At 48.9% G+C, this 24,961-nt stretch carries 26 protein-coding genes; 10 read left to right on the plus strand and 16 right to left on the minus strand.

The features are described from left to right. The first annotated feature begins 165 nt into the window (after positions 1-165). Entirely contained in the window at positions 166-384 is a 219-nt protein-coding gene (locus E2566_RS19345; RefSeq protein WP_107168853.1) for a protein SlyX, read from the plus strand. Between the two features lie 113 nt (positions 385-497). On the opposite strand, the gene slyD is transcribed toward E2566_RS19345, so the two are convergent. From slyD to kefG, 4 genes are all read right to left on the minus strand, one after another. Then, positions 498-1,082: a peptidylprolyl isomerase gene (gene slyD / locus E2566_RS19350; RefSeq protein WP_014701635.1), complete on the minus strand. Its 585-nt coding sequence runs from the start codon at positions 1,080-1,082 to the stop codon at positions 498-500. 120 nt (positions 1,083-1,202) lie between these two features. Beyond that, complete coding sequence (locus tag E2566_RS19355; RefSeq protein ID WP_165800639.1) at positions 1,203-1,397, minus strand: YheV family putative zinc ribbon protein; 195 nt, start codon at positions 1,395-1,397, stop codon at positions 1,203-1,205. A 57-nt stretch (positions 1,398-1,454) separates the two neighbouring features. After that, on the minus strand, positions 1,455-3,266 hold the full coding sequence (kefB, locus tag E2566_RS19360; protein WP_107168855.1) for a glutathione-regulated potassium-efflux system protein KefB: 1,812 nt from the start codon (positions 3,264-3,266) through the stop codon (positions 1,455-1,457). 1 nt (position 3,267) lies between these two features. Then, positions 3,268-3,819 carry a glutathione-regulated potassium-efflux system ancillary protein KefG gene (kefG, locus tag E2566_RS19365; RefSeq protein ID WP_165800640.1) on the minus strand — a complete coding sequence of 184 codons (552 nt, stop codon included), beginning with the start codon at positions 3,817-3,819 and terminating at the stop codon, positions 3,268-3,270. Between the two features lie 125 nt (positions 3,820-3,944). Here kefG and E2566_RS19370 point away from each other — a divergent pair, with 125 nt between their 5' ends. Further along, on the plus strand, positions 3,945-5,852 hold the full coding sequence (locus E2566_RS19370; protein ID WP_107168857.1) for an ABC transporter ATP-binding protein: 1,908 nt from the start codon (positions 3,945-3,947) through the stop codon (positions 5,850-5,852). An 82-nt stretch (positions 5,853-5,934) separates the two neighbouring features. Here E2566_RS19370 and E2566_RS19375 read toward each other — a convergent pair whose 3' ends face one another. After that, positions 5,935-6,537: a LysE family translocator gene (locus E2566_RS19375; protein WP_107168858.1), complete on the minus strand. Its 603-nt coding sequence runs from the start codon at positions 6,535-6,537 to the stop codon at positions 5,935-5,937. A 106-nt stretch (positions 6,538-6,643) separates the two neighbouring features. On the opposite strand from E2566_RS19375, the gene E2566_RS19380 reads away from it, so the two are divergent. The 3 genes from E2566_RS19380 (at position 6,644) to E2566_RS19390 (ending at position 8,892) form a co-directional block, all read left to right on the plus strand. After that, positions 6,644-7,660: a hydrolase gene (locus E2566_RS19380; RefSeq protein WP_107168859.1), complete on the plus strand. Its 1,017-nt coding sequence runs from the start codon at positions 6,644-6,646 to the stop codon at positions 7,658-7,660. A gap of 1 nt (position 7,661) precedes the next feature. Then, positions 7,662-7,898 carry a YheU family protein gene (locus tag E2566_RS19385; protein WP_048262706.1) on the plus strand — a complete coding sequence of 79 codons (237 nt, stop codon included), beginning with the start codon at positions 7,662-7,664 and terminating at the stop codon, positions 7,896-7,898. Positions 7,899-8,022: 124 nt separating this feature from the next. Further along, positions 8,023-8,892, plus strand: coding sequence for a phosphoribulokinase (locus tag E2566_RS19390; RefSeq protein WP_107168860.1), 870 nt, complete (start codon positions 8,023-8,025; stop codon positions 8,890-8,892). A 113-nt stretch (positions 8,893-9,005) separates the two neighbouring features. On the opposite strand, the gene E2566_RS19395 is transcribed toward E2566_RS19390, so the two are convergent. Beyond that, positions 9,006-9,413 (minus strand): OsmC family protein, encoded by a 408-nt coding sequence (locus tag E2566_RS19395; RefSeq protein WP_107168861.1) that lies wholly within the window; start codon positions 9,411-9,413, stop codon positions 9,006-9,008. A gap of 377 nt (positions 9,414-9,790) precedes the next feature. On the opposite strand from E2566_RS19395, the gene crp reads away from it, so the two are divergent. Further along, the gene (gene crp, locus E2566_RS19400) at positions 9,791-10,423 is read left to right on the plus strand and encodes a cAMP-activated global transcriptional regulator CRP (RefSeq protein WP_004090925.1); all 633 of its coding nucleotides are present in this window, start codon (positions 9,791-9,793) and stop codon (positions 10,421-10,423) included. 143 nt (positions 10,424-10,566) lie between these two features. Here crp and argD read toward each other — a convergent pair whose 3' ends face one another. From argD to E2566_RS19430, 6 genes are all read right to left on the minus strand, one after another. Next, positions 10,567-11,793, minus strand: coding sequence for a bifunctional acetylornithine/succinyldiaminopimelate transaminase (argD, locus tag E2566_RS19405; RefSeq protein WP_107168862.1), 1,227 nt, complete (start codon positions 11,791-11,793; stop codon positions 10,567-10,569). 120 nt (positions 11,794-11,913) lie between these two features. Beyond that, positions 11,914-12,489: an aminodeoxychorismate synthase component II gene (locus E2566_RS19410; RefSeq protein ID WP_107168863.1), complete on the minus strand. Its 576-nt coding sequence runs from the start codon at positions 12,487-12,489 to the stop codon at positions 11,914-11,916. 276 nt (positions 12,490-12,765) lie between these two features. Next, on the minus strand, positions 12,766-13,440 hold the full coding sequence (locus E2566_RS19415; protein ID WP_107168864.1) for a hypothetical protein: 675 nt from the start codon (positions 13,438-13,440) through the stop codon (positions 12,766-12,768). Positions 13,441-13,452: 12 nt separating this feature from the next. Then, positions 13,453-13,749, minus strand: a complete 297-nt coding sequence (locus E2566_RS19420) for a 2Fe-2S iron-sulfur cluster-binding protein (protein WP_107168865.1) — start codon at positions 13,747-13,749, stop codon at positions 13,453-13,455. A 129-nt stretch (positions 13,750-13,878) separates the two neighbouring features. After that, the gene (locus tag E2566_RS19425) at positions 13,879-14,214 is read right to left on the minus strand and encodes a hypothetical protein (protein WP_107168866.1); all 336 of its coding nucleotides are present in this window, start codon (positions 14,212-14,214) and stop codon (positions 13,879-13,881) included. Between the two features lie 226 nt (positions 14,215-14,440). Continuing rightward, positions 14,441-14,692 (minus strand): hypothetical protein, encoded by a 252-nt coding sequence (locus E2566_RS19430; protein WP_107168867.1) that lies wholly within the window; start codon positions 14,690-14,692, stop codon positions 14,441-14,443. A gap of 842 nt (positions 14,693-15,534) precedes the next feature. Between E2566_RS19430 and pelA the strand changes: the two genes are divergently transcribed. The 4 genes from pelA to pelZ all read left to right on the plus strand — a co-directional run bounded on the left by pelA (position 15,535) and on the right by pelZ (position 21,523). Further along, positions 15,535-16,659, plus strand: a complete 1,125-nt coding sequence (gene pelA, locus E2566_RS19435; RefSeq protein WP_107168868.1) for a pectate lyase PelA — start codon at positions 15,535-15,537, stop codon at positions 16,657-16,659. 546 nt (positions 16,660-17,205) lie between these two features. After that, positions 17,206-18,330, plus strand: coding sequence for a pectate lyase PelB (gene pelB, locus E2566_RS19440; protein ID WP_107168869.1), 1,125 nt, complete (start codon positions 17,206-17,208; stop codon positions 18,328-18,330). Between the two features lie 628 nt (positions 18,331-18,958). After that, positions 18,959-20,083, plus strand: a complete 1,125-nt coding sequence (gene pelC / locus E2566_RS19445; RefSeq protein ID WP_107168870.1) for a pectate lyase PelC — start codon at positions 18,959-18,961, stop codon at positions 20,081-20,083. 162 nt (positions 20,084-20,245) lie between these two features. Beyond that, positions 20,246-21,523, plus strand: a complete 1,278-nt coding sequence (gene pelZ / locus E2566_RS19450; protein ID WP_107168871.1) for a pectate lyase PelZ — start codon at positions 20,246-20,248, stop codon at positions 21,521-21,523. Positions 21,524-21,607: 84 nt separating this feature from the next. Here the strand turns inward: pelZ and ppiA are convergent, their stop codons facing one another. The 4 genes from ppiA to E2566_RS19470 form a co-directional block, all read right to left on the minus strand. Continuing rightward, entirely contained in the window at positions 21,608-22,177 is a 570-nt protein-coding gene (gene ppiA, locus E2566_RS19455) for a peptidylprolyl isomerase A (protein ID WP_107168872.1), read from the minus strand. Between the two features lie 194 nt (positions 22,178-22,371). Beyond that, complete coding sequence (locus tag E2566_RS19460) at positions 22,372-23,148, minus strand: ABC transporter ATP-binding protein (RefSeq protein WP_205543208.1); 777 nt, start codon at positions 23,146-23,148, stop codon at positions 22,372-22,374. 44 nt (positions 23,149-23,192) lie between these two features. Next, positions 23,193-24,080 carry an ABC transporter ATP-binding protein gene (locus E2566_RS19465; RefSeq protein ID WP_370642183.1) on the minus strand — a complete coding sequence of 296 codons (888 nt, stop codon included), beginning with the start codon at positions 24,078-24,080 and terminating at the stop codon, positions 23,193-23,195. Continuing rightward, positions 24,052-24,933: an ABC transporter permease gene (locus E2566_RS19470; RefSeq protein WP_103158211.1), complete on the minus strand. Its 882-nt coding sequence runs from the start codon at positions 24,931-24,933 to the stop codon at positions 24,052-24,054. Before E2566_RS19470 ends, E2566_RS19465 begins: the two co-directional genes overlap by 29 nt. Between the last annotated feature and the right edge of the window lie 28 nt (positions 24,934-24,961).

The raw sequence follows: 24,961 nt of genomic DNA on the forward strand, positions 1-24,961 counted from the left end.
AACGTCAGGAAGCTTTTCCGACATCATTTGTATCGTCCTAAGGCCATCCGGCAACGATATGCCCCATTTCGGATACTGCATTGCGCCCTACTGCGACCATTTTTACTACCAGAAGTTTCCGCTTTCTGACAAACTCGCAGGTAACAAGAAGTAAGGGGAATACCGATGTCACCATCAGCACTCGAAGAACGGCTTGAACAGTTGGAAAGCCGACAGGCCTTTCAGGAATTAACCATAGAAGAGCTTAACCAAACGGTTATTCAACACGAGCGAGAAATTAGCCGCCTGCGTGAACACGTCCGTCTACTCACCGACAGGCTGCGCAACCAGCAAACGTCGCTCGTCGCTCCTCAGTCGGAAGAAACGCCACCGCCGCATTACTGAACCTGACATACTCAGGTTCACTACCGGCCAGATATAAAAAAACCTCAGGTGATGTTCATCAACCTGAGGTTTTTTTTATGACAGCATTCGGCCGTTGTATGCGCTACGACCGATTAGTGGCAACCGCATCCACCGTGGCCGCCGCAGCCGCCTTTACCGTGTTGGTGATCATGGTCATGATCGTGGTCATGGCCGTGACCGCCGCAGCAACCGTCACCATGTTCATGATCGTGTTCACCATGAACGTGGCCGTGCGCCAATTCTTCTTCCGTCGCTTCACGAATGGCAATCACTTCAACATGGAAGCTCAGGTTTTGGCCTGCCAGCATGTGGTTGCCGTCGACAACAACGTGGTCATCTTCAACTTCGGTGATTTCAACTGGAACTGGACCCTGATCGGTTTCAGCCAGAAAACGCATACCCACTTGCAGCTCGTCAACGCCCATAAAAACATCTTTCGGTACGCGTTGAACCAGATTCTCGTCATAGTTGCCGTAAGCGTCGCTGGAACCAATGTTCACATCAAACGTTTCGCCAGCTTCACGGCCTTCCAACGCGGTTTCCAGACCTGAAATCAGGGAACCGTGACCATGCAGATAGTCCAACGGCGCGCTCACCGGAGACTCATCAACCAACACACCGTCTTCTGTACGTACCTGATAGGCCAGACTGACCACCAGATCTTTTGCTACTTTCATGATATCTCCTACCGTTGGAAATCAAACTGGCGCAAATTGTAGCTGAAAAATGTCCCTATGTACCGTCTGGAATCAAAAAACGTCAACGGTTGATGACAATGCCATCATGACACCCGTCTCTTATTCTGGCCGAAAGATCCCGATAATATCGCTAGCCTGCGGGTCGGGTGTGGTCGCAGGTTCATCTGCCTGACTCTTGCGATATCCGCACTTTACGCACACCACAACCTCGACGTCATCTTCTCGTCCAACTGCCAGCGTGTCCTGAGCCTGACACGCCGGGCACACCGCCCCTGCAATAAAACGTTTACGCATGATAACTCCCATTCATCTCCGTTCCAGAATCTCTATTCTACTAGGCGCTGTCGGCACTTATTCGTCGTCCTCATCCCACACGCTAGGTCGACGACGCTCGCGCAGCATTTCGCGCTGGAAAATATCCTCCAGCTCACGACGCGCCTCTTTTACACGAGAAATCTGCGCAACATCCCCTGTCAGCTGCGGCATCAATTCACGCAGCATGCGCATATCAAGACGCCGGAAATGCTGCTGTGCGCGCATCGCCTGATGGGGATGCATGCCGAGTGTTACCAGCGTTTTCCGCCCCAGTTCCAACGCGCTGGAAAAGGTTTCACGCGAGAAATGCCTTACGCCCGTCTGCAACAGTTCATGGGCTTCAACACGCCCACGCGCCCGCGCCAGAATCTCCAGATTCGGAAAATGCTGTTGGCACAGGTGTACAATTTCCATCGTATCTTCCGGCGTATTACAGGTAATCACAATCGATCGTGCTTTGTCCGCGCCCGCCGAACGCAGCAGTTCCAGCTCCGTGGCATCGCCATAATAAACCTTATAGCCATAACTGCGCATCAGGCTGACGGCGCTGATATCCCGCTCAAGAACCGTAATCCGCATTTTGTTCGCCATTAATAAACGACTGATCACCTGTCCGAAACGTCCGAAACCCACCACAATCACCTGCGGTTCATCATCCTCGACATAGGGTTTCTCATCCGGTACATCCTGCACGTTATAGCGACGCGCCAGAATGCGGTCGATCGCCTGCATCAGCAGCGGTGTCGTCATCATCGATAGCGTCACCGTCACCAGCAACAGCGGCAGTTGCTCACCTTTCAATACGTTGAATGAGGCCGCTGCGGAAAACAGTACGAAAGCAAACTCGCCGCCTTGACTCAGCACGCCGGCAAACTGCAAGCGCTCGGAGCGGCGCATTCGGTTAACCCGCGCGAGGAAATAAAGTACAGCCGCTTTCACCGCCACCAGCACCAACACCGCAACCATAATTTTCACGATGTGGGTGTAGAGAATCCCGAGATTCAGCGCCATTCCTACTGAGATAAAGAACAGGCCTAACAACAAACCTTTGAACGGTTCAATCGCGATTTCCAACTCATGCCGATATTCACTTTCCGCCAGCAGAATCCCGGCGATAAAGGTGCCTAACGCCATAGAAAGCCCTAATGCTTCCATAAACAGCGCAGAGCCGAGTACCAGCAACAACGCAGCGGCGGTGAACACTTCGCGCACGCCAGACGCCGCAATAAAACGGAACAATGGACGTACCAGATAGCGGCCGCCGATTAACATGCCGAGAAACGCGGCGACCTTCAGGCCAATCCGCTCCCAATCGCCGAAATCACCCTGCACACCAGCCAGAATAGGGATCAGTGCCAGCGCGGGAATCACCGCCAAATCCTGAAACAGCAGGACAGAAAAACCAAGTTGGCCGGACTCGCTGCGATTCATGCCTTTCTCGCGCATCAGTTGCAACGCCATGGCCGTTGACGACATCGCAAGCCCCACGCCACCAATCAACGCAGACTGCCATGAAAAGTCCGTCAGATATAATGCCCCACCGAGAATCAGCGCACTCAGGCCAACCTGAGCAGCTCCAACGCCGAAGATGGAACGACGCAGCGTCCAAAGCTTGGACGGATTCAGCTCCAACCCGATGATGAACATCAGGAAAACCACACCCAGTTCCGAGAAGTGCAGGATGGCCTCCACATCACGAATAAAGCCAAGCCCCCAAGGGCCAATGGCGATCCCGGCGATCAAATAGCCCAATACGGCACCAATTCCTAATCGGGCAGCGATCGGTACAGCTACTACCGCCACAAACAAAAACAAGACTCCGGCAGTCAGTAGCGCGGAACTCTCCATACTAGCGTTCCTCTTCAGATAAAGGGGAGGATAGCCATTCGCCGTAGGCTCTGGCGTGGCTCGATAACACGTCGGGCTGTAAACGACGCGCCCAGTAAACAATCATCGGGCGCATCCAATGCATACGACACATGCCGGCTGTCAGCTCAAACGGACGTAACAAATCATCCATGGAGTAACGGTTGTTGCCATCAGCATGGTAAGCATCTTCCGGTTCACCGGTCGTAATCACTGAACGCCAGTATTTCCCCGCCAGCGCATTGCCGCCAATCCCATTGGCAAAACCACGGGATAACACCCTATCGAGCCACTCTTTCAGCAACGCCGGGCAGCTATAGGTATAAAACGGATGTTGGAAAACAATGATCTGATGCTCACGCAGCAACTGTTGTTCGTGATGGATATCGATAAAAAAATCAGGATAGTGTGCGTAAAGATCGTGCACGGTTACATTCGCCAACTGCTGCGCCGGTTGCAATAAGACCCGGTTCGCGACCGAGTCCTGTGGTTCCGGATGGGCATACAGCAGCAAAATCTTCGGTGGCTGCGACATCATTCCCCTCCAAAGCGTCGTCATGATAATCGTTTTCCGTTACCATGCAGCGCAACGACTAAAAACAGGACACCGCGTGTCCTGATATGTCCATAATTTAACATACTCTGAACATACGGCGCTTTATGATTGTTTTCTCTTCGCTGCAAATTCGACGTGGTGTACGCGTTCTAATCGACAACGCGACAGCAACGGTTAATCCTGGCCAGAAAGTTGGTCTGGTTGGCAAGAACGGCTGTGGTAAATCTACGCTGCTGTCATTACTGAAAGGTGAAATCAGCGCCGACGGCGGTAGCGCGACATTTCCGCAAAACTGGTCACTGGCCTGGGTCAATCAGGAAACACCGGCATTGGACAAGCCCGCGCTGGACTACGTGATTGACGGTGACCGTGAATATCGCCAGTTGGAAGCCGCGTTGCAGACCGCCAACGAAGAGAACGACGGCAACGCGATTGCCACGCTGCACGGCAAGCTGGATGCGATTCAGGCCTGGACGATCCAGGCCAGAGCGTCAAGCCTGCTCAGTGGATTAGGGTTTTCTCAGCCACAGTTGCAACAGCCTGTCAGCGCCTTTTCCGGTGGCTGGCGGATGCGCTTGAATCTGGCGCAGGCGCTGATTTGCCGTTCAGACCTGTTACTGCTAGATGAACCAACCAACCACCTCGATCTGGATGCCGTCATCTGGCTGGAAAAGTGGTTAAAAAATTATGCTGGTACGCTGGTTCTGATCTCGCACGACCGCGATTTCCTCGATCCGGTGGTGACCAAGATTCTGCACATCGAACAGCAGTCGCTTAACGAGTACACCGGTAACTATTCCTCGTTTGAACGCCAACGCGCCACCCGCCTTGCACAGCAGCAATCGCTTTATGAGCACCAGCAGGAGCGCGTCGCGCATCTGCAACACTATATTGACCGATTCCGTGCGCAAGCGACCAAAGCCAAGCAGGCGCAAAGCCGGATAAAAATGCTGGAACGCATGGAGATGATTGCGCCAGCGCATGTCGATAACCCTTTCCGCTTTAGCTTTCGCGCCCCGGAATCGCTGCCTAATCCACTCATGAAGATGGAAAAGATCAGCGCAGGCTACAACGACAAGCTGATTCTCGAATCCATCAAACTCAATTTAGTGCCGGGTTCGCGCATCGGGCTGCTCGGCCATAACGGCGCAGGTAAATCTACGCTGATCAAGCTGCTTGCTGGCACGCTTGCCCCATTGAAAGGAGAAATCGGGCTGGCAAAAGGCGTTAAGCTCGGTTATTTCGCCCAGCATCAGTTGGAGTTCCTACGTGCAGACGAGTCACCATTGCAACATTTGGTGCGCCTGGCTGAGCGGGAAACGGAACAGCAGCTACGCGACTACCTCGGTGGCTTCGGTTTTCAGGGCGACAAAGTCACCGAGATCACCGAGCGCTTCTCCGGCGGTGAAAAAGCGCGTCTGGTGCTGGCACTGATCGTCTGGCAGCGTCCAAATCTCCTGTTGCTCGACGAACCGACCAACCACCTCGATCTGGACATGCGTCAGGCGCTAACCGAAGCGTTAATCGATTTTGAAGGCGCGCTGGTTGTCGTCTCGCACGATCGACACCTGATCCGTTCTACCACCGACGATCTCTATCTGGTACACGACCAGAAAGTAGAGCCATTCGACGGCGATTTGGAAGATTACCAACAGTGGCTGGTTGGCCTGCAACGTCAGGAAAATACGGCCGATGAAACGCCAAAAGAAAATGCTGCCAACAGCGCACAGGGCAGAAAAGATCAGAAACGCCGTGAAGCCGAGTTGAGAACACAAACTCAGCCACTGCGTAAGCAGATCACCAAGCTTGAACAGCAGATGGAGAAGCTGGGGGAAGCGCTCGCAGCACTGGAAGCTCGGCTGGCGGACAGTGCAATCTACGACATCAGCCGCAAGGCCGAGCTCACCGATTGCTTGCAACAACAAACCAAAGTCAAAATCGAGCTAGAAGAAACGGAGCTGTCCTGGCTGGACGCACAGGAACAGTTAGAACAGATGATGCAGAGCGAATAAATCTGATGTCCCTCTCCTGATAACGTCGCGAGCGATAAACCGCTCACGACGTTATCAAACCAGCATGAATGCCAAATCAACGTTAATGCCAAATCAACAACACGCAGGCAGCGGTTAGCAGCCCCATTGATACGTTGAAGATGATCCACGCTTTCTTACTGCGTAGCAGTCGCCCAATCACCGTACCAAAACCCAGCCAGATGACACCGGAAACCAGATTCACCAGCACAATGCCGATGCTTATCGCGATCACCGAATGGTTATAGCCTTCACCCGCCAGACTAAAGCTGGCCACCGCGCCCAACGCCATGAGCCACGCTTTCGGGTTTAAGAATTGCAACAACCACCCTTGATAAAGCCGGATCGGCTGAGGCGGCGCAACGGATGTCTCCAACCGTTCGTAAGCCGCCGTGGCGATTTTCCACGCCAGCCAAAGCAGATAGGCGCTACCGAGGACTTTCAGAATAAAGTGCAACGAAGGATAAATCAGAATCAAACCGCCGACGCCGAATGCGACCAGCAGCAAAATGCTCTGCATCCCCAACATGATGCCAACCATCAGCCACAGTGAGCGCATAAAGCCAAAATTCGCGCCCGAAGTGGTCAACAACATATTATTCGGCCCCGGTGTGATAGCCGCTACCCACAAAAAACCTAACATCGAAAGAAATAAACTCAGTTCCATTATTTGTGGGCGCTCCTGACCCAAATGTCGTACCAACTGGCAGCATTGAAGCTAACAGTGTGATATTGATCGTACAAGAGCCGACAACAAGATTTTCATATCCTTTATGCATGACCATTTTCATCCGCTAAGCGGTGCGCATAATCCGCATCTGCAAACGCTATTACCGCGCCTGATTCGCCGTCACGCGCAGTTCTCACCAGTCTGGCAAGCGCTCGAATTACCCGACGGCGATTTCGTCGATCTGGCATGGAGCGAAGCGCCCGCGCAGGCACGGCACAAACCACGCGTGGTGCTGTTCCACGGGCTGGAAGGCAGCTTTCACAGCCCATACGCCCACGGCCTGCTACATGCTTGTAAACAGCGCGGCTGGCTGGCCGTCATCATGCATTTTCGCGGGTGCAGCGGTAAGCCCAACCGGATGAAACGCATTTATCATTCTGGCGAAACCAGCGATGCCAGCTATTTTTTGCACTGGATGCAAGAAACGCTGGGCGCGGCGCCTACCGCTGCCATCGGTGTTTCTCTCGGCGGAAACATGCTGGCCTACCTGCTCGGTCAGCAGGGTGAAGGCTGTTCCCTGTCCGCCGCCGTCATCGTTTCCGCGCCGTTGATGCTCGAACCTTGCAGCCGTCGGATGGAACAAGGATTCTCCCGCGTCTATCAGCACTACCTGCTGCGCCTGTTGAAACAAAACGCCAGCCGCAAGCTGGCAGCTTACCCGGACACGCTGCCGATCCAGTTGCCGCAGTTGAAGCGAATCCGCCAGTTGCGCGAGTTTGATGACGTCATTACCTCCCGTATCCACGGCTTTCACGATGCCACTGACTACTATCGACGCTGTAGCGCGCTGCCGCTGTTACCTCAAATACGCAAACCACTGCTGATCATCCACGCAAAAGACGATCCTTTTATGACGTCAGAGGTCATTCCCGATCTGTCGCAGTTACCGTCTAATATTGAGTATCAACTAACGGAACACGGCGGGCATGTTGGCTTCGTGAGTGGTACGTTATTGAAACCGGAAATGTGGCTGGAACAGCGCATTCCCAACTGGCTTAGCCCATTCTTGGACCACGCCGCCGATCCTTCTTCAGGAACCACTTTTACTCAGGAACCCTAGCGTGATTATTCCCTGGCAACAGCTCGATCCAGAAACGCTGGATAACATCATCGAATCTTTCGTGCTGCGTGAAGGCACCGATTATGGCGAGCAGGAACGTTCGCTGGCGCAGAAAGTAGAAGATATCCGTAGTCAGCTCCAATCTGGCGAGGTCGTTTTGGTGTGGTCTGAGTTGCATGAGACGCTAAATATTATGCCACGCGGGCAGCTCAATGCAGGTGGACATGCTCCTTATTGAGCATGGTGAAAGACGTGAAAGAACGCGCCAAACATGCTAACAATGGGAACCATTACGTCATTTTTGAGAATGTGCGCAGGCTTTCAGCCTATGCGCGCATCGCGATCACGGAGTCACGCGCCTTATGTCACATCAGCATCCGATTATTGCGGTTACTGGTTCCAGCGGAGCGGGAACCACGACAACCAGCTTGGCCTTTCGTAAGATTTTCCAGCAGTTCGATCTACGTGCAGCCCAGTTAGAAGGCGATAGCTTTCACCGCTATACCCGCCCGGAAATGGACATGGCGATCCGCAAAGCGCGTGATTTAGGGCGCCACATCAGCTATTTCGGCCCAGAAGCGAATGATTTCAGCCTGCTAGAACAATCGTTTATCGAATATGGTCGACATGGTCGCGGCCAGACGCGTAAATACCTCCACACCTACGATGAAGCGATTCCCTATAATCAGGTTCCCGGGACATTCACACCGTGGGAACCCATGCCGGAACCTACCGATATCCTGTTCTACGAAGGGCTGCATGGTGGTGTGGTCACCGAACAAAATGATGTGGCACAGCATGTCGATTTGCTCGTCGGCGTAGTACCGATCGTCAACCTGGAGTGGATTCAAAAGCTGATTCGTGACGTCAATGAACGCGGTCATTCGCGTGAAGCGGTGATGGATTCTGTCGTCCGCTCCATGGAAGACTACATCACCTATATCACGCCGCAGTTTTCTCGTACGCACATCAACTTCCAGCGCGTACCCACCGTGGACACCTCTAACCCGTTTGCCGCCAAGTCAATTCCTTCACTGGACGAAAGCTTCGTCGTCATTCACTTTCAGGGGTTGGATAATATTGATTATCCCTATCTGCTCGCCATGTTGCAGGGGTCGTTTATCTCCCACATCAATACGTTAGTCGTTCCCGGCGGGAAAATGGGGCTAGCGATGGAGCTCATCATGGCACCGCTGGTACAGCGGTTAATCGAAGGGAAAACGATAGAATAAGCATCAAGATACACGGGGAGACCACAGGGATGAGGCCTCCCTACGGGAACCTCCCCCTATGTTTCCCCTAATAACAGGCTTAAGTGACCAGAATGAGTACCCAGAGAAAGGGATTATTCCAGCACTCTAATTTCGTGACTGTGCGTCACCTCGACGGCTTTGCCCAGCATCAATGCCACAGAGCAGTATTTTTCCGCTGACAGGGCAACAGCTCGCTCGACGGCTTTATCGGTCAGCCCTTTTCCCGTCACGGTAAAATGTAGATTGATATGGGTAAATAAGCGCGGCGCTTCAGAGCGGCGCTCCGAGGTTAATTTCACCTCACAATCCGCCACGTCATTGCGACCTTTTTGCAGAATCGACACCACATCAATCGCGCTGCATCCCCCTACGGACATCAACACCATTTCCATCGGACTGGGCGCTTTATCGCCGGAATTACCGTCCATCAATACCTGATGCCCTGATGCGGATTCGCCCAAAAACGTTAAGCCTTCAACCCATTTTACCCGAGCCTGCATGATGCCTCTCCACTAAAAATTTTTTGAAAATTTATACCGTTACTGTACAAAAACCAGCGTTAATCAGAGCTTTGTCATGCTGAAGCGAGACAACACAAGACACATCCTTAAAGCTGTGTTAAAACGAAAATAGAATAGACCTTTTCTGGACAAAGCCAGAAACGAAGAAGATGATGATGACGTAGCCAGACATACCCAGCCACGTTTACGGTGCGGCAAGGCAGCAACCGGAAAATCAAGGGTACAGTGGTTCCAGTATATTCCCTGACGTCATTCTGACTAGACTGAATTTTATTTTTTTAGCAGTTAAACACGCCGTACAGGGAACTCTGACCCCTGTAATTTGCGCAGTGAATTACAACAGAGGATGATAGCGAATGGTTCTCGGCAAACCGCAGACAGACCCAACTCTCGAATGGTTCCTTTCCCATTGTCATATCCACAAGTATCCATCGAAGAGCACGCTGATTCACCAAGGTGAAAAAGCAGAAACGCTTTACTACATCGTGAAAGGCTCTGTCGCAGTGCTAATCAAAGATGAAGAAGGCAAGGAAATGATTCTTTCCTACCTCAATCAGGGCGATTTTATTGGTGAGCTCGGCCTGTTTGAAGAAGGTCAGGAACGCAGCGCCTGGGTTCGGGCAAAAACCGCCTGTGAAGTGGCTGAAATTTCCTATAAAAAATTCCGCCAGCTCATCCAGGTTAACCCGGATATCCTCATGCGCTTGTCTGCGCAAATGGCAAGCAGACTTCAGGTTACCTCTGAGAAAGTCGGCAACCTCGCCTTCCTTGATGTGACCGGCCGTATCGCCCAAACATTACTCAACCTGGCCAAACAACCTGATGCCATGACGCATCCAGATGGCATGCAAATTAAAATTACCCGTCAGGAAATTGGGCAAATCGTTGGCTGCTCGCGTGAAACCGTGGGCCGCATTCTGAAAATGTTAGAAGACCAGAACCTGATCTCTGCGCACGGTAAAACGATTGTCGTTTACGGCACTCGCTAAATCCCTGTCGCTGTACCCTACCAACAAAAAAGCGTGAAGCCTCTGCTTCACGCTTTTTTTATGGCGAGCTTCCTGCTCACCACCCTACGGGTCGTTGCTAACGCAACGCTGAAAAACGTTCCCTACGTTTTTTTATGGCGTAATCAGTTTGCTGCGTTAACGACCTGCGCGACGGCTTTAGCGAATTTCGCCATTCCCTGCACAATATCGTCTTCATCAATAATCAACGATGGCACAAAGCGGATCACGTTCGGCCCTGCCATCAAAACCATCAGTCCCTGCGCCGTTGCAGCAGCCAGGAACTCTCCCGCGCGGCCATGCCACTGCGGTTTCAACTCGGCACCCAACAGCAGCCCCATCCCGCGGATTTGCTCGAATACGCCGTACTGCTGGTTAATTTTCTCCAGTTCACTGACAAAGCGCTCGTGACGAGCCGCTACGCCCGACAGTACTTCCGGCGTGTTGATAATATCCAGCGCTGCTTCCGCCACCGCACAGGCCAGAGGGTTACCGCCATAAGTGGTACCGTGCACCCCAACCGTCATGGCTGATGCGATCTCTTCTGTCGTCAACATCGCGCTAATCGGGAACCCACCGCCCAACGCTTTAGCCGTTGTCAGGATATCCGGCGTAATACCATAGTGCATATAGCTGAATAATTTACCAGTACGCCCCATCCCGCTCTGCACTTCATCAAACACCAGCAACGCTTTATGTTGATCGCACAAGTCACGAACGCCCTGCAAAAATTCAGGCGTAGCGGGGGTAATTCCGCCTTCACCCTGAATCGGTTCCAGCACGACCGCACAGGTGTGATCGTCCATCACCGCTTTAACCGCAGCGAGATCGTTGAACGGAACATGCACAATATCGGCAGGCTTAGGCCCGAAACCATCGGCATATTTAGGTTGTCCACCAACTGAAACGGTGAACAGCGTGCGACCATGGAATGCATTGTAGAAGGCGATGATCTTGGTTTTATACGGACTATGGCGTTTAACCGCATAGTGACGCGCCAGCTTAAATGCGGCTTCGTTAGCCTCTGCACCAGAGTTAACAAAGAACACGCGATCGGCAAAAGTGGCATCGATCAGTTTGCTGGCAAGGCGTAGCGCAGGTTCATTCGTGAAAATATTGCTGGTATGCCACAGTTTTTCGCCCTGCTGCTGTAAGGCGTTAACCAGCGCCGGATGGCAGTGACCGAGCGCCGTGACCGCGATACCACCGGAGAAATCGATATATTCTCGGCCATCCTGATCCCAGACGCGGCTCCCCTTACCTTTCACTGGTACAAACTTCGCGGGTGCATAAACCGGCAAAATAACCTTATCGTGGGTATCCCGTGTCACTGCTTTCTGCTCTGCTGCCATTTGCTGCCTCACTCTGCTGTCCATTACGTCAGAAATGAAAATATAGTCAATAAATATGCATAAAAAATCAATCGCAGGCAATATTAAATCAGCCGATGAAGAAAATAACTTTCTATACGATTAAATTTTAAGGAAATTATCCAAAAGCTGATGCCCTTGCTGGCTGAGAATGCTCTCAGGATGAAACTGCACGCCTTCCAGCGGCAATGAGCGATGACGGACTCCCATAATCTCGTCACGCTTCCCTTCATATTCGCTCCAGGCGGTAACCTCAAAGCAAACGGGTAGCGAAGCGGGATCAATGATGAGCGAATGATAGCGGGTAACCGTCAAAGGCTGGGCCAACCCGGTGAAAACACCCGTATTGTTGTGCACAATTGCTGAAGTTTTGCCATGCATCACTTGCCGCGCCCGCACCACCCGCGCGCCGAACGCCTGCCCCATCGCCTGATGGCCAAGACACACACCCAAAATAGGCAACTTATCAGCAAAGTGACGAATAGCCGCCAGTGAAATGCCCGCCTCGTCTGGCGTACAAGGGCCAGGAGAAATCACCAACCGCTCGGGCGCAAGCCGTTCAATCTCGCGCAGCGTCAGTTCATCATTACGCTTCACCACGACTTGTGCGCCAAGCTCACAAAAGTATTGATAAAGGTTGTAGGTAAAGGAGTCGTAGTTATCGATAATTAGCAGCATATTGACTTAATGTTATGATAAATATTAGTTATTTAAATTAATCCTACTCTTGATATCCACAATAATACCCGAAAATTATGCCAATGAATTTTTCATAGACGCATGCAACACTGATTATTGTATCTGCGTATAGCTAGAAGCATGGCGAGAGGTCGATCTTAGTTGCATCCAGAGGCGTGTTAGAGGGCAGGAAGCAGAGATTCCGAGTTAAATGTGCAGAATCCCTACTTTAGCTAGATATTGATTAGATTAACGAGCGCGAGCTATTAACGATAGCTAAGCATCATCCAAGATAAAAGTTATAGGTACCCGATAAAAACCATCAACAAAATCAGGTCGTAGTTCAGCAACTGAGGTATCTGGCTTTGCCCCATATAGCTCGATTGCTTTATCTGTCAGGGTAGTCGTTGTTACCGCTTCTTTCGCATTCGACTGGAATACACCGATCGATGATAAATAATCCAAGGGAAAATTAAACCGATAGACACCAAATTTATTTCCCTCCCTAATGATAATATCCATAGGATTCATCACCTTCTTTCCTTTTAAAGACAATTTAGGGATGTAGGTAATGAACTCGACAGGTGCTTCATCTCTAATTTCGGCCCACGTTAAGTTGCAGCTCTCAGTCGCAGAAGCAAGCTTTCCTTTAGATTTGAAAGCATCAGAAAGGCATAAACCCACTTTGCTCCCGGTTAAAGGCTCCATCGTAGACTTACGGATAACGTTGATAATAACTTTTACAGCACTCTGTTGTGTTGATTTAACAGAATTGCATTGACCTTTTTTAAATACAAACTTATCCAAGCGTTCATTAATATCATTTACGTTATTAATTAACACTGCATTTATTACTGTAAGTCGCTCGCCAGTTTCACTATTTACTCTATATGCCAAGCTACAAAGGCTGAATGCAACACCGGATAAAATAAAATCCCTTCTGCTAACCATTATTCAACCCTCTTATTCAACCAAGTCAGCTTCAGCATGAGACATTATTGTCATATCTGATGTAGGATATGTTGTACAAGATAATATAAATGTTCCTCTCTGAGTTCCATCAAGGAAAGATTGATCGCTATCATCATAACTTCCAAAGATCACCCTACATGCACATGTAGAACACGCTCCAGCCCGGCAACTGTAGGGAAGATCTATTCCAGCTTCTTCAGCAGCATCAAGTATATATTTATCATCAGGACACATTATTTCTTGGGTGCCGCCGCTGCAACTCAAAATCCGTATCTTGTATGAAGCCATAACTCATACCATCCTTTTAAATTTACTAATTGAATTTTTCCAATAAACACATTAAAAAAATTATGAAAATGAATATAAAAAATTAACAAGATTATTTTTTAAAATACAGTGAAAAAAATAATTTTAAAATTAGAAATCACACATCGCAACGCCACCTTTACATTGTGCAAGACAACTCTGAAAGTTCGTACTTCCATAATCACCAGGCATATCTAATAGGTATGAACATTCGGCTATACATCTATCGGTCAGGGATAGTGAATATTTTTCGTCGATAATCATTTCATTCGATTTTTTACTTTTAACAATACACATCTTTTGATTTTGTGTTTGTATAAAACTGACTTTCCCATTAATAAGGTCAATAGGAAGGGGTTTATCATCTGAACTGATCGCTTTACCTGAAAATAAAACAAACGACAAAATCAATGGGAATAATACCAACAAGGGAGGGGATTTTAACATAACTCAATCCTTTAAAAGTATGCTAATTAATGTTTCTAATACTTGGTTTTTTATCTTCCAATAACCAAAATAATTTAGGCAAAAAATACATGCATTTATCGCAAAAATCCAATCAATACTAAAATAATTAGTAAAGAAATCAAGATCTTTTTCTTTTATCTATCACGTGCCATTTAAAAAATGGCACAAAACAATAACAAAAAAAGGAAAGGAAATAACAAAAAAATCACACATCCGCATCTTTATTTACATAAACTGTAAAGCCATCTGGTTTTAAATCTGGATGATCAATTGAAATATCATTTATAACCTTACCCGTTAACGTATAAATTAAGTGCCCGGCAACATGCCGACACTTTTCATACTCCTCCTGAGGCAAAGAGCTTTTCAGCACAACTAACTCTGCTTTGATTTGCTCGATAAGAACAATTGATTTTTCAATTAAACTTTCTGCGATCTTTTTATCTGAGATGAACATTTTACGATCCTAGTAGCGTGTCTGAAAATGGCTTTCATGCATCCTAATAATGCTACCTTTCGTAAAATTAAGGGTCAATAAAAAAATAATTTGTCAACAAAAAAATATGTACGAAAAATATTTACACAGATAAACGCTAACAGCCTGTCAGCCACTTCCTTATGTTTAGTTTTTTTATCGCTTCACAGCAGAAGCAGAAATATTCAGAGGGACAGCGTCTCTACAAATAGAGGAAAACCAACCAGGTGTGTCTGCACTGAGCCAAAGTATAAAGGTAGCACGATCATAATTACAAAGATAACAAATGATTTATTTCTGTAATAAATATCTTCATTAATAGGTAATATTTATTATTACCCCCTACAGAAAACGATTTCTTTGAAACTATTGTTAACAAAATAAATAATAACCAAAAAACCCTCATGAATTAATTACGTTTTTTTAAGCTGGCAAGTTACCCCACGAAATTTATCTTTCTAATCAATATTTAATTTTAACTTTTGACGGCGATCACAATTGCTATCAAGTGAATAAAATCTAGATATGAAACAAGTAAAAATAAAGAAAAAAATTAAAATAAAAACACAACTAATTGATTTAAATGAATTTAAATAGAAATCAGTTTCTATCTAAAAGTAGTAAAAGAAAATCAAGTCAACGTTCCCCTGTTATTTAATTAATATATTTAACGCCCCATCTTGTATTGTTTATTTTTTCTGTTAACACTTAGCTCGGCTTTATAGACAAACCTTAATTTCATTTTTGTTGAAACAGCCTTTTTTATTACACAGGGTGTGTAGTGATAAATACCCAGAAAAATTCTATGTCAAGGAGAGTACACAATGAAATACCTACTGCCTTCTGCAGCCGCTGGGCTGTTACTGCTTGCAGCCCAACCAACAATGGCAGCAAATACGGGAGGTTATGCCACCACTGACGGCGGCGACGTTTCCGGTGCTGTGAAAAAAACCGCACGCTCTCTGCAAGAGATCGTCGATATCATTGAGGCAGCGAAAAAAGACTCAAACGGTAAAGCAGTCAAGGGGGGAGCCTATCCGCTCGTGATTACCTATAACGGTAATGAAGATGCACTGATCAAAGCCGCTGAAGCCAATATCTGTGGCCAATGGAGCAAAGATCCGCGCGGTGTAGAAATCAAAGAGTTCACCAAAGGGATCACCATCCTCGGTACCAATGGGTCTTCTGCCAACTTCGGCATCTGGGTGGTTAACTCTTCCAATGTTGTCGTACGTAATATGCGCTTCGGTTATATGCCTGGTGGCGCAAAAGATGGCGACGCTATCCGTATTGATAACTCACCGAACGTTTGGATCGATCACAACGAGATCTTTGCGAAGAACTTTGAATGTGCCGGTACACCAGATAACGACACCACTTTTGAATCGGCTGTCGATATCAAGAAAGCATCAACCAACGTCACGGTGTCGTACAACTATATCCATGGCGTGAAAAAGGTGGGTTTGAGCGGTTCAAGCAACACGGATACAGGTCGTAATCTGACTTACCATCACAATATTTACAGCGATGTTAACTCACGTCTGCCGCTGCAACGTGGTGGTCAGGTACATGCTTATAATAACCTGTATGACGGTATCAAAAGTTCAGGCTTTAACGTCCGTCAGAAAGGGATTGCACTGATCGAAAGCAACTGGTTCGAAAATGCACTCAACCCAGTAACTGCACGTAATGACGATTCCAACTTCGGTACTTGGGAGTTGCGTAACAACAACATTACCAGCCCGTCTGATTTTGCTAAATACAAAATTACCTGGGGCAAACCATCCACACCGCACATCAATGCGGATGACTGGAAAAGCACTGGCAAATTCCCTGCCGTCCCGTATAGCTATTCCCCTGTTTCCGCACAGTGCGTGAAGGATAAACTGGCGAACTATGCTGGCGTAGGTAAAAACCAGGCCGTACTGACAGCAGCCAACTGTAAATAAACGCGTTAAGCTCGGCGTATTCACTCTGCGCCGGGTTCTTCATGAGCGAGCGCAACGTGCTCGCTCATTTTTCACAACACATAGTAGTTAATAATAATTATTTCTTAGCAAATTAAAATTCAATATAAAATCCATTCATGACAAAAACAAAACTGAATATCCCTGTGATATTATATTCTGACTTAAGATAAATTATTACGTTAATCGCAGCGATCGTCACAAAAAAAGTCGCGGCTTAAATCACATAGATAAAGAAACCAAGACACATTATCTATCCATTAAAAAAATAACTCACTGATTTAAAATTATTTTAATGGAATGTTGTTTCCTATAAATCAAAAACCATTCAATCATCAATATTACAAAATGTTTCCACCGTAATACATTTAACATTTCACCCTTGAAGTGTTGTTATTTTTTGACCACACTCCCCTTGGTTTTTCATCAAAATTGATATTCCTTTTTGTTGAAAAATATGTACCTGCTACATCGGGCATATGGAGCAATAAATGCCCATGAAAATTCTATTCTAAGGAGACAGTTATAATGAAATACCTATTGCCTACGGCAGCCGCCGGATTGTTATTACTTGCTGCTCAGCCAGCGATGGCCGCCAATACGGGTGGCTATGCCACCACCGATGGTGGAGATGTTTCCGGCGCCGTGAAAAAAACTGCACGTTCTCTGCAAGAGATTGTAGATATTATTGAAGCCGCGAAAGTGGATTCAAAAGGCAAGAAAGTTAAAGGCGGAGCTTACCCGCTCATTATCACTTATAACGGTAATGAAGATTCATTAATCAAAGCGGCTGAAAAGAATATTTGCGGCCAGTGGAGTAAGGACGCGCGCGGCGTACAAGTCAAAGAGTTTACCAAAGGGATCACCATCCAGGGCACCAATGGCTCATCTGCCAACTTCGGTATCTGGATTATTAATTCATCCAACGTTGTCGTACGTAATATGCGCTTTGGCTATATGCCAGGCGGCGCGCAAGACGGCGATGCCATTCGTATTGATAACTCGCCAAACGTCTGGATTGACCATAATGAGATCTTTGCCAAAAACTTTGAGTGTAAAGGCACACCAGATAATGACACCACTTTTGAATCGGCCGTCGATATCAAGAAAGGGTCAACTAACGTCACGGTGTCATACAACTACATCCATGGCATTAAAAAAGTGGGTCTGAGCGGTGCAAGCAATTCGGATACGGGTCGTAACCTGACTTATCATCACAATATCTATCGCGATGTTAACTCACGTCTGCCGCTACAGCGTGGTGGCCTGGTTCATGCTTACAACAACCTGTATGACGGCATCACTGGCTCTGGCTTTAACGTTCGCCAGAAAGGGATCGCGCTGATCGAAAGTAACTGGTTCGAAAATGCACTGAACCCGGTGACGGCACGTAACGACAGCTCCAACTTTGGTACTTGGGAGTTGCGTAACAACAACATCACCAAACCAGCAGACTTCTCCAAGTACAACATTACCTGGGGTCGCCCTTCCACGCCTCACGTTAATGCTGATGATTGGAAAAGTACCGGCAAATTCCCTTCCATTTCTTACAAATACACGCCAGTTTCGGCGCAGTGTGTGAAGGATAAACTGGCAAACTATGCTGGCGTAGGTAAAAACCTGGCAGTACTGACAGCAGCTAACTGTAAATAAACGCTATCCCCTTGAGCGAGCTCTTAGAGCTCGCTTATTTTTTATGGAAATCCATGCAGGAACATAGGTTAACCTCCCAAATAGACAATCAACATATTAACTACCATGCTAATTATTTTAAATTAAAGTCAGCTGAATGATTAACTAACAAAAACCATATTTAAATTAAGGATTAATCGAAAAATAAAATAATGACGTACCAACATGAGATAAATTAATAATTTGATCGGCATCAATTATTTTTAACACTCCCCTTTTAATGAGGGAATTTTACTTATTTCTTGATGGTGCTCACAGTTATCACGCCTTTCAAATCATCCCTATCAAAAAACAACAAACCAAAAAAATAATTTTATTTTTAATAAAAAACAAAGATGTATTGATTTTAGAAAAAATGAAAAAAATATTACCATTTAAAATAGGGACTTATTAATCATCGATATTTACCCATGTTATTCGTCTGATGTATTTAATATCTAAATATTGAATTATTTTATTTTTATGATAACACTTAAACGGGATTTCAATAAACCTTGATTTCACTTTTATTGAAACAACCTAATAATATAATCTGGGCTATGTGGATCATAAATGCCCAAAAAAATTCAATTCCAAGGAGAGTACCTGAATGAAATACCTACTGCCTTCTACAGCCGCTGGGCTGTTATTACTTGCAGCCCAGCCAACAATGGCGGCAAATACGGGGGGTTATGCTACCACTGACGGTGGTAACGTGGCTGGTGCCGTGAACAAAACTGCGCGTTCCATGCAGGATATCATTGATATTATCGAAGCGGCGAAGCTGGATTCCAAGGGTAAGAAAGTCAAAGGTGGGGCTTACCCGCTCGTCATTACCTATAACGGTAATGAAGATGCGCTGATCAAAGCTGCTGAGAACGATATTTGCGCTCAGTGGAAGAAAGATGCGCGCGGCGTGGAAATCAAAGAGTTTACCAAAGGCATTACCATCATCGGCACCAACGGTTCTTCCGCTAACTTCGGGATCTGGCTGACGAAATCATCCGATGTTGTCATCCGTAACATGCGTTTTGGTTACATGCCAGGTGGCGCGCAGGACGGTGATGCGATTCGCATCGATAACACGCCAAACGTTTGGATTGACCACAACGAAATCTTCGCGAAAAACTTTGAATGTGCAGGTACAAAAGACGGTGATACCACATTTGAATCGGCGATTGATATCAAGAAAGCGTCTACCAACGTGACCATTTCGTACAACTACATTCACGGCATCAAAAAAGTGGGGCTGAGCGGCTTCAGCAGCAGCGATACGGGCCGCGACCTGACTTACCATCACAATATTTACGACGATGTTAACGCTCGCCTCCCACTGCAACGTGGTGGTCAGGTTCACGCTTATAATAACCTCTATACTGGTATCACCAGCTCCGGCCTGAACGTGCGCCAGAAAGGGATTGCGTTAATCGAACGCAACTGGTTCGAAAATGCGAAAAACCCTGTGACTTCACGCTACGACGGTTCCAACTTCGGTACCTGGGAATTGCGTAACAATAACGTCATGAGCCCAGCCGACTTCGCGAAATACAACATCACTTGGGACAAAGACACAAAACCCTACGTGAATGCTGAAGACTGGAAAAGCACTGGCACGTTCGCTTCTGTTCCTTACAGCTACTCCCCGGTTTCAGCGCAGTGCGTGAAGGACAAGCTGGCAAATTATGCTGGCGTGAACAAAAACCTTGCCGTACTGACAGCAGCAAATTGCAACTAGTCGAGAAGAGTAAATAAGCGGACTTCAGGCTCCTACCCTCATTGTCCTGTGCTAACAGGAGCCGGCAAGCAAGCTTAATGCCCGTCGATCTATCGTTCGGGCCGTACTTGAGCGAGCCCTAAAGGCTCGCTCATTTTTGTCGTTAATATTCAAGGAAATGAAATGAAACGTTCTCTTCTGTTCGCCGCACTGTTCAGCACCAGTACAGTATTCAGTGTTGGCATACCGATGGCTAGCGCCGCCACACCAGCAGCACCAGAGTTGAAAGGATTCGGAACGGATACCGTGGCAGGCAGTGGTGGACGCGTTATTCGCGTTACAACGCTGGCTTCTTCCGGGACCGGCTCACTCAGGGAAGCACTAGCCGCCAAAGGGCCGCGCATTATCGTTTTCGAGGTTGGCGGTATTATCGACTTGAACAAAAGCGACCTTCGGCTAACCGAACCGTTTGTCACCATTGCGGGTCAAACGGCCCCTTCTCCCGGCATCACGATTATTCGTGGCGGAATGGGAATTAGCACCCATGATGTGCTCATGCAGCATATTCGTTTTCGCATCGGCGATGCCGGTACGGGTAAGAAAAGCGGCTTTGAGCGCGATGTTTCAATCAACGGCGCAAATGCTTACAACGTTGTCATCGATCACTCAAGTTTCGCGTGGGGGACAGACGAAAATCTGTCTATTTCCGGCCCACGCTACGACGGACCACAGGGCACCGCGCACCGTATCACGCTCTCGAATAATATCGTTGCTGAAGGCCTATACGACTCAGCCCACACCAAAGGCATTCACTCGATGGGCACGCTGGTTCACGATAACGTGACTGATGTGTCAATCATTGGCAACCTGTATGCGCACAACAACGAGCGCAACGCCTGGTTCAAGGCGGGTTCAACGGGCGTCATGGTCAATAATCTGATCTACAACCCCGGCATTTGGGGCGTGCGCGTTGGCGGAGTCAAAGGAGAATGGGAAGGGAAAACTATGCCCGCCAGCCCACGCGTTTCCGTTGCGGGTAACGTGATGCACTATGGCGCAAATACCAAAGCAGGTTTAGGCCTGGTAGGAAGCAACAGCTCTGGCGATGTCTGGATGTCAGATAACCTCGCGTATGATGCCAAGGGAAAAACCGCGCCACAAACGTCAGGCAGCGGGATTACTTTACTCAAGGTGTCCCCTATTTGGCCTGCGGGCTTAACGGCATCACCGGCCAGCGCAATCACCAATCAGGTACTGCAAAGTGCGGGCGCACGCCCCAAAGATCGTGATGCCGTCGATAAACGTATCGTAGAGAATTTCAAACAGCGGACAGGTGGCTTCGTGAACAGTCAGGAAGAGGTTGGCGGCTATCCCGTGGCAACCACGACCTACCGTCAGTTGAACGTGCCGAGCACTGGCGTGGATGCCTGGCTACAGCAGATGGCAAAAGCGCTGGAATAATGCGCGAATTGAAGCGTTAAGATCGCAAAAGGCCACTGACGTGGCCTTTTGTATTCTCGGTTCTTTGCTTATCTATCTTGCCAATCAGGGCAGCACTTTCGCGGACTGAATCACGATAGGTGCAGTCGGCACATTCTGGTAAGGTCCAACGTTTTTCGTTGGTACCTGAGAAATCTTATCCACGACGTCCATACCCTTCACCACTTTACCAAATACGGCATAGCCAAAATCACGCTGGCCATGATCGAGGAAAGCGTTGTCCGCTACGTTGATAAAAAACTGGCTGGTCGCGCTATCTTTGTCAGCGGTTCGCGCCATCGCGATAGTGCCACGCTGGTTACGCAGGCCGTTGTCAGCTTCATTCTTGATCGGCGCATTTGGCGCTTTCTGGTTCATTTCGCCAGAAAAACCGCCGCCCTGCACCATAAAACCGGGGATCACACGATGAAATGTCGTCCCGTTATAAAAGCCATTGTTAACGTACTCGACGAAATTTTTTACCGAAACCGGCGCTTTTTGATTATCTAAAGACAGTTCGATATTGCCTGCGGATGTCGTCAACAGCACATGAGTGGTGCCAGAGGCCGCAAAGGCTGGAGAAAATGCCGTCAGTGAAATAAGGGCTGCTGCCGCAACCAGAGTACGTTTGAACATGAGAATTCCTTTTTGAAGAGGCCGACTACAGAAAGCGTAATGATTGTAAGTATCCGCACTCTTCAGCGCTACCCATTTACCTTTTTTTACGTATAAAAGTCTGTTCGTAACCAACTGTGAACGAAAACCTGCTTACAAGACAAAAAAAGGGCCGATGACTCGGCCCTCATGATGATGATCGTCGCACTGTATGCCTAGCCCATACGCTCCGAACGCACCGCCAGATCGCGGCTGTACTGACGGCTGGCGTCCACCAGCATCGAAGTATAGGCATCCTTCGGCACATCGCTGGTCAGATCGTCGGTCTCCAGCGTTTCCAGTATCTTGCCGTATTGCATCACCGCCACTTTATGACACAAGTGAGAAATCACGCCTAAATCGTGCGTCACCATCAGGTAAGTCAGCTTTTCCTGCTGGTGCAACTCCGTCAGCAGATTGAGGATCTCCGCCTGCACCGACACGTCCAGCGCCGAGGTTGGTTCATCGAGCAGCAGCACTCTCGGCTCCAGAATCAGCGCACGGGCAATCGCCACGCGCTGGCGCTGCCCGCCCGACAGCTGATGCGGATAGCGGCGACGAAAGTTCGTTCCCAGCCCGACTTTCTCCAGCAAGGTATCGATGCGATCGTCACGATCGTCAAAACGGTGGATCGACAGAGGCTCTTCCAGAATCGCCTCTACCGTATGACGGGGGTGCAGCGATCCGTACGGGTCCTGAAACACCATCTGCACGCGGCGACAGCGCGCCCGATCGATCCGATGTGCCAGCTTCTTCCCGTCAATGTGCAGCGTGCCTTCCCAATGATTAAACAATCCGGCCAGACACTTCAACACGGTGGTTTTTCCTGACCCCGATTCCCCCACCAGACCAAAGATATCGCCATCGTTGACCGTGAGGTTCACGTCGTACAACACCTGATTCGCCGTGCTGCCCTGACCGAAAGAGAGATTCAGGTTATTCACTTCGATCATCGGCTGACGCTGATGTATTGCTTCAGTTGCCATGATTATCCCCTTTATCCGTTGATCCAGGCAGGATCGCGATTCATCACCGGCAAACGCGGGCGTCGGTGGTCGATATCCGGCAGCGAATTCAGCAGCCCGCGTGTGTACGGGTGCTGTGCGTTATCCAGATCGGCGGCAGCAATCGACTCCACAACGCGCCCGGCATACATCACCAGCACCCGATCGCAGAAGCTGCGCACCAGATTGATGTCGTGGCTGATGAAAATCAGCCCCAGACCACGCTCACTCACCAGATCGTCCAACATCGCTAACACCTGCAAACGCACGGAGACATCCAGCGCTGAGGTCGGCTCATCGGCAATCACGATTTCGGGTTCGGTAATTAACATCATCGCAATCATGATGCGCTGCCCTTGCCCGCCTGAGATCTCATGGGGATACAGATTGTAGACACGCTCTGGCTGACGAATACGCACCACGTCCAGCATTGCCATCACCTTTTCCTTCGCCTCGCGGTGCGACACCTTATGGTGCGCCAGATAGGCTTCGGCAATCTGATCGCCGACGCAAACCACTGGGTTCAGCGAGTATTTGGGGTCCTGCATAATCATGGAGATGCGCTTGCCGCGAATCTGACGCATCCGCGCCTCATCCGCTTTCAGCAAATCGGTATCACCGAAGCGCAGTTTATCTGCCGTAATTCGCGCGCTGTGCGGGTGCAGTTGCAACAGCGCACGGCCAACTGTCGATTTACCGGAGCCGGATTCGCCAACAATCGCCAGCTTTTCACAGCCAAGCTGGAAGGAAACGCCGCGCACGGCATCAGTCACAACACCACGGTTCACGAAGCCTACCCGCAGATTTTCCACTTCCATCAGGGGCGAGCTTCCCGGCACTCGTTGAGAAGACTTATTCAGTTCTGGGATCGAGGATGTCACGTAGGCCGTCTCCAAGGAAGTTGAACGCCAGGCTGTTAATTAAAATCGCCAGCCCCGGAATAGTTACTAACCACCAGCACTCCATCATGTAACGACGACCCGCAGAGATCATCGCGCCCCATTCAGGATCGGGCGGCTGTGCCCCCAATCCCAGAAAGCCCAGACCCGCCGCCGTCAGAATAATGCCCGCCATATTCATAGTGATACGAATAATCACCGATGGCAGGCACAGCGGTACAATGTGATGCAGCAGGATGCGGATAGACGATGCCCCTTGCAGCTTCACAGCAGAAACGAAGTCCGCGTGACGCAGCGACAGCGTTTCCGCCCTTGCCAGACGAGCAATCGGCGGCCAGGCCGTCAGCGTAATCGCGATCACTACATGTTCCAGACCAGGACCGAGCGCCGCCACGAACGCCAGCGCCAATACCAGGCTGGGGAACGAGATAAAGATATCGGTGATGCGCATCAGGATAGTGTCAACGATGCCACCGTAATACCCTGCCACCACGCCCAACGCCAGCCCGATCGGCCCAACGGTGACCGACACCAGCGCAACGATATACAACGTGATGCGTGAACCATAGACCAGACGACTAAACACATCGCGCCCAAACTCATCGGTACCAAAGTAATGCGCCGCGCTCGGTGCCTGTAGCGCGTTTGCCAAATCCTGTACCAGCGGGTCGTGCGTGGCGATCCACGGCGCGAAGATGGCGACCAGCATCAACATCAGCACAATCGCAGAGCCAATCGCGGTAAGTGGATTGCGCATCATCGTCAAGAGAAACCCGCCGATTCGCGCTCCGCGTAGCCGGAGGCGGCTCACGCGTTTTTCGGGCGGTGTCCGCATTACCGACTCACGAGTGACTGACGGCTCA

Source organism: Pectobacterium punjabense, from assembly GCF_012427845.1.
Lineage (GTDB): Bacteria > Pseudomonadota > Gammaproteobacteria > Enterobacterales > Enterobacteriaceae > Pectobacterium > Pectobacterium punjabense.

Coding starts and splice junctions, on each gene's coding strand:
- E2566_RS19345 (WP_107168853.1), top strand. CDS start 166: ATGTCACCATCAGCACTCGAAGAACGGCTTGAACAGTTGGAAAGCCGA.
- slyD (WP_014701635.1), bottom strand. CDS start 1,082: ATGAAAGTAGCAAAAGATCTGGTGGTCAGTCTGGCCTATCAGGTACGT.
- E2566_RS19355 (WP_165800639.1), bottom strand. CDS start 1,397: ATGCGTAAACGTTTTATTGCAGGGGCGGTGTGCCCGGCGTGTCAGGCT.
- kefB (WP_107168855.1), bottom strand. CDS start 3,266: ATGGAGAGTTCCGCGCTACTGACTGCCGGAGTCTTGTTTTTGTTTGTG.
- kefG (WP_165800640.1), bottom strand. CDS start 3,819: ATGTCGCAGCCACCGAAGATTTTGCTGCTGTATGCCCATCCGGAACCA.
- E2566_RS19370 (WP_107168857.1), top strand. CDS start 3,945: ATGATTGTTTTCTCTTCGCTGCAAATTCGACGTGGTGTACGCGTTCTA.
- E2566_RS19375 (WP_107168858.1), bottom strand. CDS start 6,537: ATGGAACTGAGTTTATTTCTTTCGATGTTAGGTTTTTTGTGGGTAGCG.
- E2566_RS19380 (WP_107168859.1), top strand. CDS start 6,644: ATGCATGACCATTTTCATCCGCTAAGCGGTGCGCATAATCCGCATCTG.
- E2566_RS19390 (WP_107168860.1), top strand. CDS start 8,023: ATGTCACATCAGCATCCGATTATTGCGGTTACTGGTTCCAGCGGAGCG.
- E2566_RS19395 (WP_107168861.1), bottom strand. CDS start 9,413: ATGCAGGCTCGGGTAAAATGGGTTGAAGGCTTAACGTTTTTGGGCGAA.
- crp (WP_004090925.1), top strand. CDS start 9,791: ATGGTTCTCGGCAAACCGCAGACAGACCCAACTCTCGAATGGTTCCTT.
- argD (WP_107168862.1), bottom strand. CDS start 11,793: ATGGCAGCAGAGCAGAAAGCAGTGACACGGGATACCCACGATAAGGTT.
- E2566_RS19410 (WP_107168863.1), bottom strand. CDS start 12,489: ATGCTGCTAATTATCGATAACTACGACTCCTTTACCTACAACCTTTAT.
- E2566_RS19415 (WP_107168864.1), bottom strand. CDS start 13,440: ATGGTTAGCAGAAGGGATTTTATTTTATCCGGTGTTGCATTCAGCCTT.
- E2566_RS19420 (WP_107168865.1), bottom strand. CDS start 13,749: ATGGCTTCATACAAGATACGGATTTTGAGTTGCAGCGGCGGCACCCAA.
- E2566_RS19425 (WP_107168866.1), bottom strand. CDS start 14,214: ATGTTAAAATCCCCTCCCTTGTTGGTATTATTCCCATTGATTTTGTCG.
- E2566_RS19430 (WP_107168867.1), bottom strand. CDS start 14,692: ATGTTCATCTCAGATAAAAAGATCGCAGAAAGTTTAATTGAAAAATCA.
- pelA (WP_107168868.1), top strand. CDS start 15,535: ATGAAATACCTACTGCCTTCTGCAGCCGCTGGGCTGTTACTGCTTGCA.
- pelB (WP_107168869.1), top strand. CDS start 17,206: ATGAAATACCTATTGCCTACGGCAGCCGCCGGATTGTTATTACTTGCT.
- pelC (WP_107168870.1), top strand. CDS start 18,959: ATGAAATACCTACTGCCTTCTACAGCCGCTGGGCTGTTATTACTTGCA.
- pelZ (WP_107168871.1), top strand. CDS start 20,246: ATGAAACGTTCTCTTCTGTTCGCCGCACTGTTCAGCACCAGTACAGTA.
- ppiA (WP_107168872.1), bottom strand. CDS start 22,177: ATGTTCAAACGTACTCTGGTTGCGGCAGCAGCCCTTATTTCACTGACG.
- E2566_RS19460 (WP_205543208.1), bottom strand. CDS start 23,148: ATGATCGAAGTGAATAACCTGAATCTCTCTTTCGGTCAGGGCAGCACG.
- E2566_RS19470 (WP_103158211.1), bottom strand. CDS start 24,933: ATGCGGACACCGCCCGAAAAACGCGTGAGCCGCCTCCGGCTACGCGGA.